Origin of the sequence: Streptomyces sp. NPDC004266 (assembly GCF_042874095.1) — a bacterium.
Classification (GTDB): domain Bacteria; phylum Actinomycetota; class Actinomycetes; order Streptomycetales; family Streptomycetaceae; genus Streptomyces.
This window is the reverse complement of record NZ_JBIAMM010000001.1, coordinates 534002-552050: the sequence shown is the minus strand read 5'-3', so window position 1 is coordinate 552050 and position 18049 is coordinate 534002. Positions and strand designations below refer to the sequence as shown.

The following is an 18049-nucleotide window of genomic DNA, read 5'->3' as shown; positions in this document are numbered from 1 at the left end:
GAGGGGGAGGCTCAGTTGCGGAAGGTGTCGTTCAGGACGATCTGGCCCGAGGCGGGGACGGTCGCGGTGCGGTTGGCGCCGGACTCCCAGGTGACGTTCCCGGCCGCGTCCTTGCGGATGTACTTGTACTCGAAGGCCGTTCCGGCGGGCAGGGACACCGTCAGCTTCCAGACGGGGTAAGCGGCCGGGTCGAGCTTGAGGGCGGAGGCGGGGGCCCAGTTGCCGAGTTCGGCGCGGTTGCCGGTGACGTAGATGTTCTGGCCGGTGACCGTGGTGGCGTTCACGTTGAAGGAGGCGCCGGCGGTGGCCGGCTGGGTGCCGCAGCTCATGGCCCCGGTGTGCAGGGCGAGGGCGGTGTTCGCGGCGAGGGTGGCCGTGAACTGGCCGGACGGGTTCACCGTGACGGCGGTGTTCGACTGCACGTCGCAGTAGGTGCCGGCGGGCAGGGAGGTCTGGAAGGTCCTGGTCAGGGCGGAGGACTCGTGGTTGATCGCCACGTACGCCTTGGAGCCGCGGCCGAACGCGATCGCGTTGCCGCCGTTGTCCCACCAGTTGGTGACGGCCTGCCCGCGGGCGGTGTTGCGGAAGGCCACCATGGAGGAGATCTCGCGCCAGGCGTGCTGGCACTTCCAGCCGTCGCTGTAGCAGGCGTTCACCTGGCCGTTGTTGGGCGGGCCCGCGTCCTTGTCGGTCCACTCGTAGCCGGAGTGGACGTCCGGGGAGCCGTAGGGCCAGGCGAGCATGAAGACGGAGGCGAGGGTGTAGTTCGCGCCGTCCTTGTAGTTGAGGGTGTCGCCGCCGCGCTCGGTGTCGTGGTTGTCGACGAAGACGCCGGACTGGCCGGAGGGCATGTAGCCCCAGGCCTCGCCGAAGTTCTTGAGGTAGGCGAGCTTCTCGTTCTGCAGGACCCGCTTGAGGTCGCGGGCGTAGCGGAACTCCTGGACGTCGCCGTTGCCGAGGTACTCGCTCGGCTGGACGGCCTCGCCGGCGCCGTGGATGGCCTCCTGCTTCCAGTAGGCGGAAGGATTCGTCAGCCGTGACTTGATGTTGGCGAGGTCGGCCGCCGGCATGTGCTTGGCGGCGTCGACGCGGAAGCCGTCGACGCCGAGCGACAGCAGGTCGTTGAGGTAGCCGGCTATCTTCCCGCGGACGTAGTCCTCGCCCGTGTCGAGGTCGGGGAGCTGGACCAGCTCGCAGTTCTGGACGTTCGCCCGGTCCTGGTAGTCGGAGATCGCGGCCCGGCAGTCGTCCATGTCCGCGCCCGAGTAGAGGCCGGGGTAGTCGTACTTGGAGAACGGGGTCCCGCCCGTTCCCGTGCCCGACCCGTTCGCCATGTGGTTGATGACGGAGTCGGCGACGACCTTCACGCCCGCCGCGTGGCAGGTGTCGACCATGTTCTTGAAGGCGGTGCGGTCGCCGAGACGTCCGGCGATCTTGTAGCTGACCGGCTGGTACGAGGTCCACCACTGGCCGCCCTGGAGGTGCTCCTGGGGCGGGGACACCTGGACGTATCCGTATCCGGCCGGGCCGAGGCGCTGGGTGCACTCGCGGGCGACCGAGGCGAAGTTCCATTCGAACATCACCGCGGTGACGTCCTTCTCGCCGGGTGGGGCGGCCTGCGCCGGGGCGTTGCCCGTGACGGCCACAGCGGCTCCCGCCACGAGGGCGAGTGCAGCTGCCACGGTCTTTCTGGCCATGTCTCCTCCTGCTGACTTCACTGTCGCAAGAAGTTGCCGAAAATGTCAGCAACTGTTTTCAGCCGTGACCGTATGAGTGCCCCGGCGCCCGGTCAACCCTCCGGACACCTCGACGTGACTTGTTACGGAAGGACGTGCGGAAGCCGGCCGGGCGGCTGCGCCGTGGAACCGCGCACCACCAGCTCCGGCTGGAAGACGAACTCCGTGCGCTGCACCGGGTTCCCCTCGATCTCCTCCAGGAGCGCGCCGACGGCCGCCGTCGCCATGGCCTGCACGGGCTGGCGCACGGTGGAGAGCGGCGGACTGGTGAAGGCGATGAGCGGCGAGTCGTCGAAGCCGACGACGGAGACGTCCCCGGGCACGTCGAGGCCGCGGGCGCGGACGGCGCGGATCACGCCGAGCGCCATCAGGTCGGAGCCGCAGACGATGCCCGTGCAGCCCTCGCGGAGCAGGATGTCGGCGGCCGCGTGCCCGCCCTCGACGCCGAAGAGCGTGGGCCTGATGAACCGTTCGGCCTCGGCCCGGTCGACGCCGAGGAGTTCGTACAGCTCGGCGGTGAAGCCCTCGGCCTTGCGGCGCGAGGGCACGTACCGGGTGGGGCCGATGGCGAGGCCGATCCGCTCGTGGCCCAGCTCGACCAGGTGCCGGACGGCCATCCTGGCCGCGGCCCGGTCGTCCGGGGAGACGAAGTTGGCGTCGATGTGCTCGTTGTAGCCGTTGATGAGGACGTACGGGACGCCGCGCTCGGTCAGCCGGGCGTAGCGCGCGGGGTCGGCGGTGGCGTCCGCGTGCAGGCCGGAGAGGAAGACGATGCCGGCCACCCCGCGCTCCACGAGCTGGTCGACGAGCTCGTCCTCGGTGGCGCCGCCGGGCATCTGGGTGCAGAGGACCGGGGTGTAGCCGTGCCCGGCGAGGACCTGTTCCACGACCTGCGCGAAGGCCGGGAAGATCGGGTTGGTCAGCTCGGGCACCACGAGCCCGACGAGGCCCGCGCTGCGGCGTTTGAGCCGTACGGGACGCTCGTAGCCGAGCACGTCGAGCGCCGCCAGCACCTTGTGCCGGGTCGCGCCGGCCACCCCCGCCTTGCCGTTGAGGACGCGGCTGACGGTGGCCTCGCTGACCCCGGACTGCGCGGCGATGTCCGCGAGCCGCGGGGCGCCGTTCCCGGCGCCCCGCGGCAGGGGGATCGTCACGCCGCCCACCAGACGGTGGTGTCGGCGGGCAGCTCCACCGTCCCCTCCACGGCGGAGCCGTCCACCTCCCCGCTGGAGAGGAGATACCGGCCGGGCAGCGGGACGGTGATGGCCCGGCCGGTGGTGTTGGCGGTGCAGACGAATCCGTCGCGGCGGAAGGAGAGCACACCCTCGGGTGCCTCCAGCCATTCGACGGAGTCGCCCGCACCGAGTTCGGGGCGCTCGCGCCGGACGGCGAGCGCGCTGCGGTACAGCTCCAGGGTGGAGCCGGGGTCGCCGGTCTGCGCCTCGACGCTCAGGGCGCTCCAGGTCGCGGGCTGCGGCAGCCAGGAGCCGCCGTCGCCGAAGCCGTACGAGGAGCCCTCGACGGTCCACGGGATCGGCACCCGGCAGCCGTCGCGGAAGCCGTCCTGGCCGCTGGCCCGCCAGAACGACGGGTCCTGCCGGACCTCGTCGGGCAGGTCGGTGACGTCCGGCAGGCCGAGCTCCTCGCCCTGGTAGACGTAGGCGGAGCCGGGCAGGGCCAGCATGAGCAGGGTCGCGGCGCGGGCGCGGCGCAGGCCGAGCTCGCGGTCGCCGGCCTCGCGGAGCTGGGTGCCGAGGCCCGCCGGGTTGGCGAAGCGGGTGGCGTGCCGGGTGACGTCGTGGTTGGACAGCACCCAGGTGGTGGGGGCGCCGACCGGGCGCATCGCGTCGAGCGAGGCGTCGATCACGGTGCGGAGCTCGGCGGCGTCCCAGTGGGTGCCCAGGTACTGGAAGTTGAAGGCCTGGTGCATCTCGTCGGGGCGCACGTAGTTCGCGGTGCGGGCGACGGTCGGGGTCCAGGCCTCGGCGACGAGGATGCGCTCGCCGTCGTACTCGGCGAGGATCTGCCGCCAGGAGCGGTAGATCTGGTGGACGCCGTCCTGGTCGAAGAAGGGCATGACGTCGTTGCCGAGCAGCTTCAGCTGGTCGTGGGCGCCGATGTCGGGCAGCCCGGCGGCCTTGACCAGGCCGTGGGCGACGTCGACGCGGAAGCCGTCGACGCCCATGTCGAGCCAGAAGCGCAGGATGGAGCGGAACTCGTCGCGGACGGCGGGGTGCTCCCAGTTGAAGTCGGGCTGCTCCGGGGCGAAGAGGTGGAGGTACCAGTCGCCGGGGGTGCCGTCCGGGTTCTCCGTACGGGTCCAGGCGGGGCCGCCGAAGATGGACTCCCAGTCGTTGGGAGGGAGTTCGCCGCTGACGCCCTTGCCGGGGCGGAAGTGGTAGCGCTCGCGGAGCACCGAGCCGGGGCCCTCGCGCAGGGCGCGCTGGAACCACTCGTGCTGGTCGGAGGAGTGGTTGGGGACCAGGTCGACGATGATGCGCAGGCCCAGTTCGTGGGCCTCGCGGATCAGGGCGTCGGCGTCGAGGAGCGAGCCGAACATGGGGTCGATGGCCCGGTAGTCGGCGACGTCGTAGCCGGCGTCGGCCTGCGGCGAGGCGTAGAACGGGGAGAGCCAGACGGCGTCGACGCCGAGCTCCTTGAGGTACGGCAGCCGGCTGCGGACGCCCTCCAGGTCACCCATGCCGTCACCGTTTCCGTCGGCGAAGCTGCGCGGGTAGACCTGGTAGATCACGGCGTCTCTCCACCAGCCCGTGTGCGTGCCGGTGGTGGGGACGTCGGCCGGGGTGGCGAGATGCTGGGTCATGTCTTCCCTGGGAGGTAAGGAGGGGCGTACAGGTGGGGCGTTCAACCGTCAGCCCTTGACGGCGCCGGCGGACATGCCGGTGACCAGGTGCCGCTGGGCGAAGAGGAACACCAGGGCGGCGGGGACGGCGATGAGCACGGAGGCCGCGGACATCGGGCCCCACTGGGCGCCGTACTGGTTGACGAACTTCTGGAGTCCGCCGGCGAGCGTGAGGTTCTCGTCGCCGACCATGAAGGCGGAGGCGTAGGCGACCTCGCCCCAGGCGGTGATGAAGGAGTAGAAGGCGGTGACCGCGATGCCCGGCTTGGCGAGCGGCAGGATGAGCCGCCAGAAGGTGCCGAACGGGGTGAGGCCGTCGACGTAGCCGGACTCGTCGATCTCGCGCGGGATGGTGTCGAAGAAGCCCTTCATCATCCACGCGCAGAACGGGACGGCGATGGTCAGGTACGTGATGACCAGGCCGACCGGCTGGTTGAGCAGGCCCATCGTCGCCATGATGTTGTAGATCGGCACGATCAGGACGGCGACCGGGAACATCTGGGTGATGAGCAGCGTCCACATCAGGCCGCGCTTGCCGGGGAACCGGAAGCGGCTGACGGCGTAGCCCGTGGTGGCGGAGACGAAGACGCCGAGGACGGTGGTGAGACCGGCGACGAGCAGCGAGTTGCCGAACCAGGTGAGGAACGGGGTGTCGTTCAGCAGGTTCGTGTAGTTCTCGAACGTCGTCTCTTTGAAGAAGTCCGTGGTGGTCGCGAACCTCGCCGGCTTCAGCGAGGTCAGCAGGACCCACAGCACCGGGAAGACGGCGATCACGGAGGCCGTGATCAGCGTGAGGTGCAGACCGACCGAGGCGATCGGGGAGCGGCGGCCCCGGACCGGGGCGTTCAGGGGCTGGGGGGCGGGGGTCGTGGTGGTCACCAGACTTCTCCCTGCTTGCGGAGGACGCGCTGGTAGAACGCGGCGAAGACCATCAGGAGGACCAGGATGAGCACGCCCCACGTGGACGACTGGGCGAAGTCGCGCGGGCTGACCTCGAAGGAGAACTTGTAGGCCTGGGTGACGAGGATCTGGGTGGCCTCGCCGGGCCCGCCCCGGGTGAGCAGGAAGATCACCGGGAACATGTTGAAGGTCCAGATGGTGCTCAGCAGGATCACGGTGGTGCTGACGGACCGGAGCCCCGGCATGGTGATGTGCCGGAAGCGCTGCCAGGCGCTCGCGCCGTCCATCTCGGCGGCCTCGTACAGCTCGCCGGGGATGGACTGGAGTCCGCCGAGGAGGGCGACCATCATGAACGGGACGCCGAGCCAGACGTTGGTGGCGATGACCGAGAGCTTGGCCCAGGTCGGGTCGTTGAGCCACGGGACGGCGTCGATGCCGCCGCCCGCGAGGACCTTGTTGAGCAGGCCGTTGTCCTGGTTGTAGAGGAAGCGCCAGGCGAAGACGGAGACGAATCCGGGCACGGCCCAGGGCAGGATCAGCATCAGCCGGTAGGCGGAGCGGCCGGCGATCCTGCGGTTCAGGATGTTGGCGAGGCCGAGGCCGAGGGCGAAGGTCAGCGCCACGCAGGACACGGTCCAGACGATCGTCCAGCCGAGCGTCCCGAGGAACTGGCCGCCGGTGATCGCGTCGGTGTAGTTGTCCAGACCGACGAACTCGTAGCTGGCCGGGATCTGGTTGACACCGATCGACCGCGCGACGTTCCGCTCGTTGGCGTCGGTCAGCGACAGGTAGACGCCGCGGACCAGCGGGTAGCCGATGATCACGGCGATCACGATCGTCACCGGAGCGACCATCGCCCAGGCGTACCAGTGGGTGGAGAGGGAGCGCTTCGCCACGCCCCGGTGACTGCCAGTTCCGCGGCTCCGGCCGCGGGCGACGTCGTCGCCCGCGGCCTTCGCCACCGACTGGCCGGTGGTGTCCACGGCCATCAGCCGGCCTGCCTTCCTGTTACTTCCAGTCCTTCAGGAGCTTGCGGTAGCCGTCGCCCACCGTCTTGGCTCCGGTCTCCGGGGTGGTCTGGCCGGTCAGGACCTTGGTGTACTCGGTGACGAGCGGCGCGAAGAGGCTGCCGGTCTCCGGGATCCAGGGGCGCTCGACGGCCTTGTCGACGACCGGCTTGAAGAAGGCGATCATCTCGTTGGTCGCGACGTCCGGCTTGATGTAGACCGACTCGCGGGTGGGGAGGAGGCTGAGCTCCTTCGAGATCTTCGCCTGGGTCTCGGCCGAGGTCATGTACTCGGCGAAGGCGTAGGAGGCGTCGAGGTTCTTGGAGCCCGCGTAGACGGCGAGGTTGTGGCCGCCCTGCGGGGCGCCCTGGCCGCCCGAGCCGGCCGGGACCGGGGCGATGCCCAGGTTGGCCTTGTCGGCGAACTCCTTGCCGGCGTAGGTGTCGGAGACGGCCCAGGGGCCGTTGATCATCATGGCGACCTTGCCTTCCTTGAAGGCGGTCTGCATGTTGTTCCAGCCGTCGGTCGCGTCCGTCTTGGCCGCGCCGGAGTCCACCAGGTCCTTGACGACCTTGAAGGCCTTCACGCCGGCCGGGTTGTCGACGGTGATCTTCTTGTTCTCGGCGTCGACCAGGTCGCCGCCCTCGCCGTACAGGAAGGAGAGGAACCAGTAGGCGTCGTCGCCGCGCAGGTACAGGCCGGTCTTGCCGGTCTTCTGCTTGATCTTGGCGGAGACGGCCTTGAGCTCCTCGATGGTCTTGGGGACCTGGACGCCGGCCTCCTTGAAGATCTTCTTGTTGTAGAAGATGCCCATGGAGTCGATGACCTGCGGGACGGCGTAGGTCTTGCCGTTGTACTTGGTGGAGGCCGCGGCCTGCTTGAGGAAGTCGTCCTGGTTCTTGAGGGCGGGGGTGCCGTCCAGCGGGGCGAGGTAGCCGAGGTCGGCGAACTCGGGGGTCCAGGCGACCTCGGAGCGGATGACGTCGGGCGCGCCGGAGCCGGACTGCGCGGCGTTCTTGAACTTGTTCTGCGCCTCGCCGAAGGGCACGTTCACGTACTTGACGGTGACCTTGGGGTGCGCCTTGGTGAAGTCCTCGGCGACCTTCTTGAAGACCTTGTCCTCGGAGCCGACCGTGGAGGTGTCCCACCAGGTCACGGTGCCGGAGAGCTCGCCCGAGCCCTTCGAGCCGCCGTTGGAACCGCTGTCGCTGCCGCCGCACGCCGCCAGGGTCACGCCCAGGGCCGCGACCAGCGCGGTAGCCGCTATGCCACGCCGCATGTGAACTCCTTCGATGATCCCGGGGGTGACGAGGGGCTGGAACCTTCCTCATGCGACCGCTCCCTCGCGGCGCTCCGGGTTGCCAGGAACGTAACAGGGATGAAAACGCGCCGAAAGACCTTGCGGGAACTTTCTGCAAGGTCCGCCGATCGTTACATCCGCGTGTCCCGAAGGTTGCCGAAGGATCGCTTGACAGGGACGATCGGCCCTCTTTCCCGCCCGAATGCCCCCGCAAGGCGACGGCAAGGACTGCAAGGCCTTGCAGCGTGAGGGCCTCGGAGGCGACCCGGTGGTAGCGGTGGGCAATACGCCCCGTGACCGGTACAGTCCATCCTCATGACCGCGCGGCTCTCCGACATCGCAGCCCAGGCGGGGGTCAGTGAGGCCACAGTCAGCCGCGTGCTCAACGGCAAGGCGGGGGTGGCCGCCGCCACCCGCGAATCCGTCCTTGCCGCGCTCGACGTGCTCGGCTACGAGCGGCCCGTGCGTCTGCGCCAGCGCAGCGCGGGACTCGTCGGCCTCATCACCCCCGAGCTGGACAACCCGATCTTCCCCGCCCTCGCCCAGGTCATCGGCCAGGCCCTGACCCGCCAGGGGTACACCCCGGTCCTCGCCACCCAGACCCCGGGCGGGTCCACCGAGGACGAGCTCACCGACATGCTGGTGGAGCGCGGCGTCGCCGGCATCATCTTCGTCTCCGGTCTGCACGCCGACACCACCGCCGACATGACGCGCTACGACCAGCTGCGCGGCAAGGGCGTCCCGTACGTCCTCCTCAACGGCTTCTCCCCGAAGGTCCAGGCGCCCTTCGTCTCCCCCGACGACCGGGCGGCGATGCGGCTGGCCGTGACGCACCTGGCCGCCCTCGGGCACACGCGGATCGGTCTCGCCGTCGGCCCGAAGCGGTTCGTGCCGGTGCTGCGCAAGATAGAGGGATTCCAGCAGGGCATGGCGGAGCGGTTCGGCCTCTCCCCCGAGGAGTCCGAGGAGCTGATCCAGCACTCCCTCTACACCCTGGAGGGCGGCCAGGCCGCGGCCGGGGCGCTGATCTCCCGCGGCTGCACGGCGGTCGTCTGCGCGAGCGACATGATGGCCCTCGGCGCGATCCGGGCGGCCCGGCAGCAGGGCCTGGACGTGCCCCGGGACGTCTCGGTCGTCGGTTTCGACGACTCTCCGCTCATAGCGTTCACCGATCCGCCGCTCACCACGATCCGGCAGCCGGTGCAGGCGATGGGACAGGCCGCGGTCCGCGCGCTCCTGGAGGAGGTGGGGGGCACCCCGGCTCCGCACTCCGAGTTCGTCTTCATGCCTGAGCTGGTGGTTCGCGGTTCGACCGCGTCGGCTCCGTCGCCCGCGCGCACTCCTTCCTGAGGTGGAGCGGGTGCACCGGGAACCCGACCGAGGGATGATCGGTCGGGGGGCGGGATCTGGCAGACTCTCTCGCTATGGGTGAAACGACCGTGAAGAGCTTGGACAGCCGGACGACCCCGTCGTCACCCATCGTGGCCGACGAGGGAAGGTTCGCGCGGCTGCGCGCGCGCTCGCCCCGCCGCCCCACCATCTGGTTCGAGATCCTGCTCATCGCGGTGAGCTACTGGACGTACTCGCTCATCCGCAACGCGGTGCCGGAGCAGAAGACCGAGGCGCTCAGGAACGCCGACTGGATCTGGAAGACCGAGCAGTCCCTGGGTCTCGCCTTCGAGCACGCCGTCAACCACGCCGTGAACTCGGTGACATGGCTGATCGTCTCGATGAACTACTACTACGCCACGCTGCACTTCGTCGTGACCATCGGTGTGCTGGTGTGGCTGTACCGATGGCATCCGGGCCGTTACGCGGCGTTCCGCACGGTCCTGTTCGCGACCACCGGTGTGGCCCTGGTCGGCTACTACCTGTATCCGCTCGCGCCGCCCCGGCTCATGAACGGCCAGAACTTCGTCGACACGGTGCTCGTCCACCACACCTGGGGCTCGATGGCCTCGGGCAACCTCAAGCACGTGTCGAACCAGTACGCGGCGATGCCGTCGATGCACATCGGCTGGTCGCTCTGGTGCGGGCTGACCGTCTTCCTGCTCGCCCGGGCGCCCTGGGCGAAGATCCTCGGCCTGCTCTACCCGACGGCGACCCTCGTCGTCATCGTCGCCACCGCCAACCACTTCTGGATGGACGCGGTCGGCGGCGTGCTCTGCCTGTCCTTCGGCTTCGCCGTCTCCTACTTCTGGTACGGCTCCCGCCCCCACCGCCTGCCGAAGCTGGTGGAGCCGGCGGCGTCGACCCCGCGGCGGAGCGGTCCGCCCCCGGTGGCGGGGACGGACCGCGAGAAGGACGACGTGGAGCCGGTCGTCTCCGGCAAGTGACCCGGCTCCGGCCGGTCTCCGTGCCGGGCCGGCCGGCTCCCGTGCGGGGCGCCCTCCCCGTCAGCCCCTGTACGTGATCCTGCCGCCGGCGACCGTCAGCCGGACCGGGGCCTCGGCGGTCTCGTCCGCCGGGGCCTCCACCGGGTCCAGGCCGAAGGCGGTGAGATCGGCCCGGTGTCCCGGGGCGATCCGGCCCGCGACCGTCTCCTCCCCCGCCGCGAGCGCCGCGTGCGTGGTCATCCCCTCCAGGGCCATCAGGCCGGTCAGGCCGCGGTGGGCCGAGGCCGCGCCGCGCGGGGCGCGGGCGGTGGCGAGGACCTGGCGGGCGTCGTAGTGGGCGATGGGCCAGTCGGAGCCGAGCGCGAGGTGCGCCCCGGCGTCCCTCAGGTCGCGGCAGCGCCAGGCACGGGCGGCCCGCTCCTCGCCGAGCCGCCTGGACCACTCGTCGGTGTGGTCGGCGCGGGTGTACGCGGTGTGCGGGGGCTGCATCGAGGCGACGACGCCGAGTGCGGCGAAGCGCCCGAGCTGGTCGTCGGGGACGGTCTCGATGTGCTCGATCCGGTGGCGGGGGCCGCCCGTGCCGAGGCCTTCGACGGTGTCGAGGACGTGCCGGACGGCGGCGTCGCCGATGGCGTGGGTGGCGGTGCCGACACCGGCCCGGTGGAGGTGGCGCACGGCGGCGGAGTAGGCGGCGGGGTCGGGCCAGAAGGCGTCGGTGCCCTGGCCGTGGCAGTCGGCGTGCTCCAGCCAGGCGGTGCCGCCCTCGACGGTGCCGTCCATGAAGAACTTCACGCCGCCGATCGCCCACAGGCGGCCGGCCCGCTCCTGGAGCCGTACGAACGCGTCGAGCTCCTCGGCGGTGGCGCCGGGCATGCACCAGGGGGCGAGGCGGAGGCGGACCGGCAGGTCGCCGTCCTCCTCGATGCCGGCGAGGAGTCCGGGGACGTCGTGTCCGCCGAGGTCCATGACGTGGGCGGTGGTGAGGCCGGTGGCGGCCATGGCGCCGAGCAGCTCGACGAGCCGGTCGCGGCGTTCGGCGTACGGCTGGGCGGGCAGGACCGGGGTCATCAGGTCCATGGCGGCGTGCTCGACGAGGTGTCCGGTGGGGCGGCCGTCGGCGTCGCAGACGATCTCGGAGTGCTGGGCGAAGGCGCGGGGGCCTTCGATGCCCGCGGCCTTGAGGGCGGCCGCGCTGACGAGGACGGAGTGTCCGTCGTAGAGGCGCAGGTGGGCGGGGGCGCCGTCGAGGGCGTCCTCGACGAGGTCGTGGTGGACGGGGCGGCCGCCGAAGACGTTGTGGTCGAGGCCGAAGCCGAGGACCCAGCCGTCGCGGCGTTCGGCGCGGCGGAGGGCGGCGCGCAGCCCTTCGAGGTCGGTGACGGCCGAGAGGTCGGTGCCGGTGAACATCTCCAGGCCCCAGACGGGGTGGCTGTGGGCGTCGGTGAGGCCGGGGGTGAGGGTGGCGCCGGCGAGGTCGACCGTCTCGGTGCCGGGTCCGGCCCAGGCGCGGGCCTCGGCGTCGGTGCCGAGGGCGGTGATCAGCCCGCCGTTGACGGCGACGGCGGTGGCGCCGGTGAGCTCGGGGTCGCGGACTCGGGCGTTGACGAGGACGAGGTCGGGTGCGGACACGAGGGGTCTGCTCCTTCGGTGTCGGGTTCGGCGGCGAAGCGGGCGTAGACCTCGGGGCGGGTGCGGCGGAGCCGGTGCGCGAGGAGGAGCCCGAGGACGAGGACGGCGGGGACGACGGCGACGAGGACGGTGTTGACGGTGGGGGAGGCGCCGGTGAACAGGGCGACCTTGGAGGCGACGAGCCAGAGGGCGACGGCCAGCAGCACGGCGGCGGTGGCCGGGGCGACGAGGGTGCGCAGGGCGCCCTCCCGGTGCGGGACGCGCCGGAAGTAGCGGACGACGGCGAGGGCGGCGAGCAGCATCAGCGCCATGAGGCCGAGCATGCCGGGGGTGTTCACCCAGAGCAGCAGCTGGGTGTACGGGTCGGCGCCGGCCGCGGCGAAGCCGAGCACGATGGCGGCGCCGAGCACGGTCTGGGCGGCGCCGGCGAGGTGCGGGGAGCGGTGGCGCGGGTGGACGCGGCCGAGCGCGGCGGGCAGGACGCCCTCCTCGGCGAGCGCGAGGGCGTAGCGGTTGATCGCGTTGTGGAAGGCGAGGAGCGAGGCGATGATGCTGGTCACGATGAAGACGTGCATCAGGTCCGCGGCCCAGCCGCCGACGTAGCTGGTGATGGCGGCGAAGAAGAGTCCGCCGGTGTCGCCCGCGGCGGCCTCGACGACCTTGTCGTCGCCGAAGGCCTGGATGACGGTCCAGACGACGAAGGCGTAGAAGAGCCCGAGGAAGCCGACCGCGATGTAGGTGGCGCGGGGGATGGTGCGGGCCGGGTCGCGGGCCTCGCGGCGGTAGATGACGGTCGACTCGAAGCCGGTGAAGGCGGAGAAGGCGAAGGCGAGCACGGCGGCGGTGCCGGGGACGAGGACGTTGCCGGGGGCGAAGGAACCGAGCGAGATCCCGTGGGCGCCTCCCTTGATCAGGACACCCGCCGCGAGGAGCACGAGGATGCCGGTCTCGGCGACCAGGAGGACGCCGAGGACCTTGGCGCCGAAGTCGATGGAGCGGTAGCCGCCGTACCAGATGAGCAGCAGGCCGGCGAGGGCGATGGGCAGCCAGGGCAGGTCGACGCCCCACAGGGCGTGGGCGGTGTCGGCGGTGGCGGAGCCGAGGAGTCCGTAGACGCCGATCTCCATGCCGTTGTAGCCCACCATGGCGACGAGGGCGGCGGCGATGCCGAGGGGTTTGCCGAGGCCCTGGGCGATGTACGCGTAGAAGGCGCCGGCGCTGCGGACGTGGCGGCTCATCGTGGTGAAGCCGACGGCGAAGACGGCGAGGGTGAGGCCGGCGAGGAGGTATCCGGCGGGGGCGCCGATGCCGCCGAGGACGAGGGCGATGGGGGCGACGCCGGCCATGACGGTGAGCGGGGCGGCGGCGGACACGACGAAGAAGGAGATGTCGGCGGTGGTGAGCGTGCCGGTGCGGAGCCCGGGCGGCTCGTCGGGCGTGCTGGACGACATGGGGTGGGGAGGCCCTTCTGCGGCAGGAGCAGTAAACCTAAAGCCTTTCGGTTGGCGCAATGTAGCCTCGTGCCCAACGATTCGGGAAGACCTGGACTGGGGGAAGACCTTCATGGGCCGGCCGCGCACACCCCTCCTCGACCGGGAGCGCATCACCACCACTGCGCTCGAACTCGTCGACGAGCAGGGAGAGTTCAGCGTCCCGCAGATCGCCCGCCGACTCGGGGCGCAGACGGCCTCGGTGTACCACCATGTGGACGGCCGGGACGGCATCGTGGAGCTGCTGCGCGAGCGGGTCTGCGACGCCATCGACGACGCCGCCTTCGAGCTGACGCCCTGGGACGCGGCCATGGCCGCCTGGGCCCGCTCGTACCGCGCCGCCTTCGCCGCCCACCCGCGCACGATCCCGCTGCTCACCGCCTCACCGGTGCGCGCGCCCAAGGTGCTCCAGCAGTACGAGAAGGCCGTCACCCACCTCCTGGAGGCGGGCTTCCCGCCGGCGGACGTGATGCCGGTGATCATCGGCCTGGAGAACCTGGTGCTCGGCTCGGCCCTCGACATGGCGGCGCCCGAGACGATGTGGGAGCTGGCCGACGAGACGGCCACCCCCCAGCTGGCCCGCGCCCTCGGCGCGTTCTCCGAGGGCCGCGCCGACCGGGCCTTCGAACTGGCCCTGGCCGGCTACCTGACCCACGTCCGGACGCTGCTCGACACGGATCAGCCGTAGGGCGGATCAGCCGCGGGGCGGATCACCCGTGGGACGGATCAGCTGTAGGACTGGAGCTCGACGAGCCGCCCCTCGGGGTCGCGGAGGTGGGCGGTGCGCAGCCCGGGGCCCCACTCCGGGCGGTCGGCCGCGCCGAGCGCGGGGTCGCCGCCGGCCCGCAGGCAGAGGGCGAGGGCCTCGTCGACGTCGTCCACCCGCAGCACGAGCATCGCGGTGTCCTGGGCCGGCTCCGGAAGGGCCGGCAGGTCCCCGGTGCCGAGGACGGAGGCCATCGCGGCGCGGTCGAACAGCACCAGGACGCCCCGGCCGTCCACCTCCCAGTTGGCGTACGGCCCGTCCGGCCCGCCCTTGTCGAGGTCCGCGCCGGTCAGCGGCGGCAGGACGGCCGCGTAGAAGCGGAAGCAGTCGGCGAAGCGGGTGACGAGCAGACGGGGGTACGGGGCGTGCACGGCGGGCTCCTCGGATCGTCGCGCGAAACAGTGGGTGCCGACCCACTATAGGTACGCACCCTAGACTTCCGTCATGCACTCCGCGCGATCCACCCCGCCCGCCCTGCTCGGCCTCAGCACCTACCTGCTCTCCAGGATCGGCAAGAGCGCCCGGGGCATACTGGCCGACCGGCTGGCCCAACGCGGCCTGCGCCTCTGGGACATGGCGGTCCTCGCCGCCCTCTCCGACTTCGGCCCGCACGCCCAGCGCGACCTCGTCGTCCGGCTCGGCGTCGACCCCAGCGACATCGCCAAGGTCGTGGACCAGCTGACCACCGGCGGGTACGTCGAGCGGGCGCGCGACCCCGAGGACCGCAGACGGGTCTCCGTCACCCTCGCCCCGGCCGGCCGGGAACTCCTCGCGGAGCTCGACGCCGAGGCCCGCTCCGTCCAGGACGAACTGCTCGCACCGCTGACCCCGGAGGAACGGACCCTGCTCCAGGGCCTGTTGCTCCGGGTGCACGAAGGGATCGGCTGAGCGGGAGGACAGGCCCTAGCCCCCGTAGAAAAGCTCTTCCACCACCGCGCGGGCCCGTCGGGTGATCCGGCGGTAGTCGTCGACCATCTCGCCGACGTGCCCCGCCTCGTACCCCATGTACCGCCCCACCGCTGCGAGTTCGCGCGACTCCGAGGGGAAGGTGTCGCCGGGGCGGCCGCGGACCAGCATCACCGCGTTGCGCACGCGGGTGGCGAGGACCCAGGCCTCGTCGAGGGTCTGCGCCTCCTCCGTCGGGATCAGACCCGCCGCGTGGGCGGCGGCCAGGGCCTCACGGGTACGGGTCGTCCGCAGGCCCGGTTCGGCCCAGCCGTGCCGCATCTGGAGCAGCTGGACCGTCCACTCGACGTCGCTGAGGCCGCCGCGCCCGAGCTTGGCGTGGAGCGTCGGATCGGCGCCGCGCGGCAGCCGCTCGGACTCCATCCGGGCCTTGAGGCGGCGGATCTCGCGGACCGCTTCCTCGCCCAGGCCTTCCGCCGGATACCGCAGCGGGTCGACCAGTTCGATGAAGCGGTCCGCCAGCTCCTGGTCCCCCGCCATCGGCGCGGCGCGCAGCAGCGCCTGGCTCTCCCAGACGAGCGACCAGCGGCGGTAGTAGGCCTCGTACGACTTCAGGCTGCGCACCAGGGGGCCGTTCTTGCCCTCCGGGCGCAGATCCGCGTCGATCAGCAACGGCGGGTCGGCCGTGGGCAGTTGGAGCAGCCGCCGCATCTCCGTGACCACCCGGTTCGCGGCCCGGGCCGCCTCCTGCTCGTCGACGCCCTCGCGCGGCTCGTGCACGAACAGCACGTCGGCGTCGGAGCCGTAGCCGAGCTCGTGACCGCCGAAGCGGCCCATGCCGATCACCGCGAACCGGGTCGGCAGCTCCTCGCCCCACTCGGCGCGCACGGCGGCCCGCAGGGCGCCCGCGATCGTCACCGCGTTGAGGTCGGTGACGGCCTCCCCCACCCGGTCCACGAGCGCGCCCGGATCGGGCTCACGGGGGCTGTCCTCGGTGCCGTACGAGCCGATGAGATCGGCCGCGGCGGTACGGAACAGCTCCCTGCGGCGCACCCCGCGGGCCACCGCGACCGCGTGCTCGGCGTCGTCGGCGCGGCCCACCGCCGCCAGGACCTCCTGCTCCAGGTGGCCCCGGTCGCGCGGCTTCAGGCCCCCCGGGTCGCCGAGGATCGCGACGGCCTCGGGGGCGCGGAGCAGCAGGTCGGGGGCGAGGCGCCCGGCGGACAGGACCCGGGCGAGGTTCTCGGCGGCGGCGCCCTCGTCGCGGAGCAGCCGCAGGTACCAGGGGGTCTTGCCGAGGGCGTCGGAGACCTTGCGGAAGCCGAGGAGTCCGGCGTCCGGGTCGGCGGAGTCGGCGAACCAGCCGAGCAGCACCGGCAGCAGCGTCCGCTGGATCGCGGCCTTCCGGCTCACTCCGGAGGCCAGCGCCTCCAGATGGCGCAGGGCGGCGGCGGGGTCCGCGTACCCGAGCGCTTCGAGCCGCTGCCCGGCCGCCTTCGGGCTGAGCCGGATCTCACCGGGGGCGAGCTGCGCGAACGCGTCGAGCAGCGGCCGGTAGAAGAGCTTCTCGTGCAGCCGCCGCACGACGGCGGCGTGCCGCTTCCACTCCTTGTTGAGCGCGGCGACCGGATCGGTGCGCAGCCCCAGGGAGCGGCCGAGGCGGCGCAGGTCGGCCTCGTCCTCGGGGACGAGGTGGGTGCGGCGCAGCCGGTACAGCTGGATGCGGTGCTCCATGGCCCGCAGGAACCGGTACGCCTCGTCGAGCTGGGAGGCGTCGGCGCGGCCCACGTAGCCGCCGGCGGCCAGCGCGGCGAGCGCGTCGAGGGTGGTGCCGCTGTGCAGGGTGGCGTCGCTGCGGCCGTGCACCAGCTGGAGGAGCTGGACGGCGAACTCGACGTCCCTGAGGCCGCCGGGACCGAGCTTGAGCTCGCGTTCGACCTGGGCGACGGGGATGCCGGCGACGACGCGGCGGCGCATCTGCTGCACGTCGGGGACGAAGTTCTCGCGCTCGGCCGCCTGCCAGACCAGCGGGGAGACCGCGTCGATGTACTGGGCGCCCAGCTCGGGGTCGCCGGCCACCGCGCGCGCCTTGAGCAGCGCCTGGAACTCCCAGGTCTTCGCCCACCGCTGGTAGTAGGCGAGGTGGGAGGAGAGGGTGCGCACGAGGGGGCCGTTGCGGCCCTCGGGGCGCAGATTGGCGTCGACCGGCCAGATGGTGCCCTCGACGGTGGTCTCCGAGCAGATCCGCATCAGGTGGGAGGCGAGCCGGGTCGCCGCCTGGATCGCCTTGCCCTCGTCGGCGCCCTCGACGGGCTCCCCCACGAAGATCACGTCCACGTCGGAGACGTAGTTCAGCTCGTGGCCGCCGCACTTGCCCATCGCGATCACCGCGAGCCGGCACATGGCGGCGTCGGCGGGCGCGTCCGTACGGGCGATGGCGAGCGCGGCGCGCAGGGTCGCCGTCGCCAGGTCCGCCAGCTCGGCGGCGGCCTGGGCCACGTCGGTGGTGCCGCACACGTCACGGGCCGCTATGGCGAGGAGGCAGCGGCGGTAGGCGACCCGCAGCGACACCGGGTCGGTGGCCTCGGCGAGCCCCCGCTCGAACTCGGCGACCCCCGGGTGCAGGTCGGCCGCCTCGTACGTGACGAGGGACTCCCAGTCGCGGGGGTGCCGGGCCAGGTGGTCGGCGAGCGCCTCGGAGGCGCCGAGCACCCCGAGGAGCCGGTCCCGGAACGGCTTCGCGGAGAGCAGCGTGGTGGTGAGGGTCTGCCGCTCCGTCTCCGCCTGCGCCTCCACGAGGCGGACCAGACCGCGCAGGGCGAGGTCGGGGTCGGCGGTGGCGCCGAGGGCGTCGAGGAGGACGGGGTCGTCGCGCAGCGCGGACAGTTCGGGCACGTCGAGGAGGCGTTCGGCCCCCGAGGGATCGGTGAACCCGTGCCGCAGCAGACGGGAGAACGTACTGCTCCTGCGTCCCGGCACCGTCATTCCGCCGCTCCCTCCGAGCAGGTCCAAGCCCAGGGACGAACCCGGGGAACCGAGCCTATCCGCAGCGCGGGGCTCGGGCGTGCGGGGCCGCGGATCGCAGTGGATCACACGTGATGTCTCGCACATTGGTG

14 protein-coding genes are annotated in these 18049 nt (G+C 71.8%); 4 read left to right on the top strand and 10 right to left on the bottom strand.

The annotated features are described in order from the left end of the window. Window positions 1-11 precede the first annotated feature (11 nt). From ACFYUZ_RS02465 to ACFYUZ_RS02440, 6 genes are all read right to left on the bottom strand, one after another. Window positions 12-1697: a carbohydrate-binding module family 20 domain-containing protein gene (locus ACFYUZ_RS02465; RefSeq protein WP_389305574.1), complete on the bottom strand. Its 1686-nt coding sequence runs from the start codon at window positions 1695-1697 to the stop codon at window positions 12-14. Between the two features lie 122 nt (window positions 1698-1819). Next, window positions 1820-2899 (bottom strand): LacI family DNA-binding transcriptional regulator, encoded by a 1080-nt coding sequence (locus tag ACFYUZ_RS02460; RefSeq protein ID WP_389305572.1) that lies wholly within the window; start codon window positions 2897-2899, stop codon window positions 1820-1822. Further along, entirely contained in the window at window positions 2887-4560 is a 1674-nt protein-coding gene (locus tag ACFYUZ_RS02455) for a glycoside hydrolase family 13 protein (protein ID WP_389305570.1), read from the bottom strand. The genes ACFYUZ_RS02460 and ACFYUZ_RS02455 overlap by 13 nt, the downstream gene beginning before the upstream one ends. 48 nt (window positions 4561-4608) lie before the next feature. Then, window positions 4609-5481, bottom strand: coding sequence for a sugar ABC transporter permease (locus ACFYUZ_RS02450; RefSeq protein ID WP_389306256.1), 873 nt, complete (start codon window positions 5479-5481; stop codon window positions 4609-4611). Further along, entirely contained in the window at window positions 5475-6488 is a 1014-nt protein-coding gene (locus ACFYUZ_RS02445) for a carbohydrate ABC transporter permease (protein ID WP_389305568.1), read from the bottom strand. Before ACFYUZ_RS02445 ends, ACFYUZ_RS02450 begins: the two co-directional genes overlap by 7 nt. A 19-nt stretch (window positions 6489-6507) precedes the next feature. Then, window positions 6508-7785 (bottom strand): extracellular solute-binding protein, encoded by a 1278-nt coding sequence (locus tag ACFYUZ_RS02440; RefSeq protein ID WP_389305566.1) that lies wholly within the window; start codon window positions 7783-7785, stop codon window positions 6508-6510. 336 nt (window positions 7786-8121) lie between these two features. Here ACFYUZ_RS02440 and ACFYUZ_RS02435 point away from each other — a divergent pair, with 336 nt between their 5' ends. Both ACFYUZ_RS02435 and ACFYUZ_RS02430 read left to right on the top strand, forming a co-directional pair. Continuing rightward, on the top strand, window positions 8122-9156 hold the full coding sequence (locus ACFYUZ_RS02435) for a LacI family DNA-binding transcriptional regulator (RefSeq protein WP_356905382.1): 1035 nt from the start codon (window positions 8122-8124) through the stop codon (window positions 9154-9156). A gap of 74 nt (window positions 9157-9230) precedes the next feature. Further along, window positions 9231-10142: a phosphatase PAP2 family protein gene (locus ACFYUZ_RS02430; protein ID WP_389305563.1), complete on the top strand. Its 912-nt coding sequence runs from the start codon at window positions 9231-9233 to the stop codon at window positions 10140-10142. 60 nt (window positions 10143-10202) lie between these two features. Here the strand turns inward: ACFYUZ_RS02430 and ACFYUZ_RS02425 are convergent, their stop codons facing one another. Both ACFYUZ_RS02425 and ACFYUZ_RS02420 read right to left on the bottom strand, forming a co-directional pair. Then, window positions 10203-11771: an amidohydrolase gene (locus ACFYUZ_RS02425; RefSeq protein ID WP_389305561.1), complete on the bottom strand. Its 1569-nt coding sequence runs from the start codon at window positions 11769-11771 to the stop codon at window positions 10203-10205. Continuing rightward, window positions 11681-13222 carry an APC family permease gene (locus ACFYUZ_RS02420; protein ID WP_389305559.1) on the bottom strand — a complete coding sequence of 514 codons (1542 nt, stop codon included), beginning with the start codon at window positions 13220-13222 and terminating at the stop codon, window positions 11681-11683. The genes ACFYUZ_RS02425 and ACFYUZ_RS02420 overlap by 91 nt, the downstream gene beginning before the upstream one ends. A 112-nt stretch (window positions 13223-13334) precedes the next feature. Here ACFYUZ_RS02420 and ACFYUZ_RS02415 point away from each other — a divergent pair, with 112 nt between their 5' ends. Then, on the top strand, window positions 13335-13949 hold the full coding sequence (locus tag ACFYUZ_RS02415; RefSeq protein ID WP_389305557.1) for a TetR/AcrR family transcriptional regulator: 615 nt from the start codon (window positions 13335-13337) through the stop codon (window positions 13947-13949). A 38-nt stretch (window positions 13950-13987) separates the two neighbouring features. Here ACFYUZ_RS02415 and ACFYUZ_RS02410 read toward each other — a convergent pair whose 3' ends face one another. After that, window positions 13988-14398, bottom strand: a complete 411-nt coding sequence (locus tag ACFYUZ_RS02410) for a VOC family protein (RefSeq protein WP_389305555.1) — start codon at window positions 14396-14398, stop codon at window positions 13988-13990. Window positions 14399-14471: 73 nt separating this feature from the next. On the opposite strand from ACFYUZ_RS02410, the gene ACFYUZ_RS02405 reads away from it, so the two are divergent. Beyond that, window positions 14472-14915: a MarR family winged helix-turn-helix transcriptional regulator gene (locus ACFYUZ_RS02405; protein ID WP_389305553.1), complete on the top strand. Its 444-nt coding sequence runs from the start codon at window positions 14472-14474 to the stop codon at window positions 14913-14915. Between the two features lie 15 nt (window positions 14916-14930). Here ACFYUZ_RS02405 and ACFYUZ_RS02400 read toward each other — a convergent pair whose 3' ends face one another. Continuing rightward, entirely contained in the window at window positions 14931-17918 is a 2988-nt protein-coding gene (locus ACFYUZ_RS02400; RefSeq protein WP_389305551.1) for a bifunctional [glutamine synthetase] adenylyltransferase/[glutamine synthetase]-adenylyl-L-tyrosine phosphorylase, read from the bottom strand. Window positions 17919-18049 lie beyond the last annotated feature (131 nt).

Excerpts from the sequence above, each read along its gene's own strand:
- ACFYUZ_RS02465 (WP_389305574.1), bottom strand. The coding sequence starts at position 1,697 with ATGGCCAGAAAGACCGTGGCAGCTGCACTCGCCCTCGTGGCGGGAGCC.
- ACFYUZ_RS02455 (WP_389305570.1), bottom strand. The coding sequence starts at position 4,560 with ATGACCCAGCATCTCGCCACCCCGGCCGACGTCCCCACCACCGGCACG.
- ACFYUZ_RS02445 (WP_389305568.1), bottom strand. The coding sequence starts at position 6,488 with ATGGCCGTGGACACCACCGGCCAGTCGGTGGCGAAGGCCGCGGGCGAC.
- ACFYUZ_RS02440 (WP_389305566.1), bottom strand. The coding sequence starts at position 7,785 with ATGCGGCGTGGCATAGCGGCTACCGCGCTGGTCGCGGCCCTGGGCGTG.
- ACFYUZ_RS02435 (WP_356905382.1), top strand. The coding sequence starts at position 8,122 with ATGACCGCGCGGCTCTCCGACATCGCAGCCCAGGCGGGGGTCAGTGAG.
- ACFYUZ_RS02430 (WP_389305563.1), top strand. The coding sequence starts at position 9,231 with ATGGGTGAAACGACCGTGAAGAGCTTGGACAGCCGGACGACCCCGTCG.
- ACFYUZ_RS02420 (WP_389305559.1), bottom strand. The coding sequence starts at position 13,222 with ATGTCGTCCAGCACGCCCGACGAGCCGCCCGGGCTCCGCACCGGCACG.
- ACFYUZ_RS02415 (WP_389305557.1), top strand. The coding sequence starts at position 13,335 with ATGGGCCGGCCGCGCACACCCCTCCTCGACCGGGAGCGCATCACCACC.
- ACFYUZ_RS02405 (WP_389305553.1), top strand. The coding sequence starts at position 14,472 with ATGCACTCCGCGCGATCCACCCCGCCCGCCCTGCTCGGCCTCAGCACC.
- ACFYUZ_RS02400 (WP_389305551.1), bottom strand. The coding sequence starts at position 17,918 with ATGACGGTGCCGGGACGCAGGAGCAGTACGTTCTCCCGTCTGCTGCGG.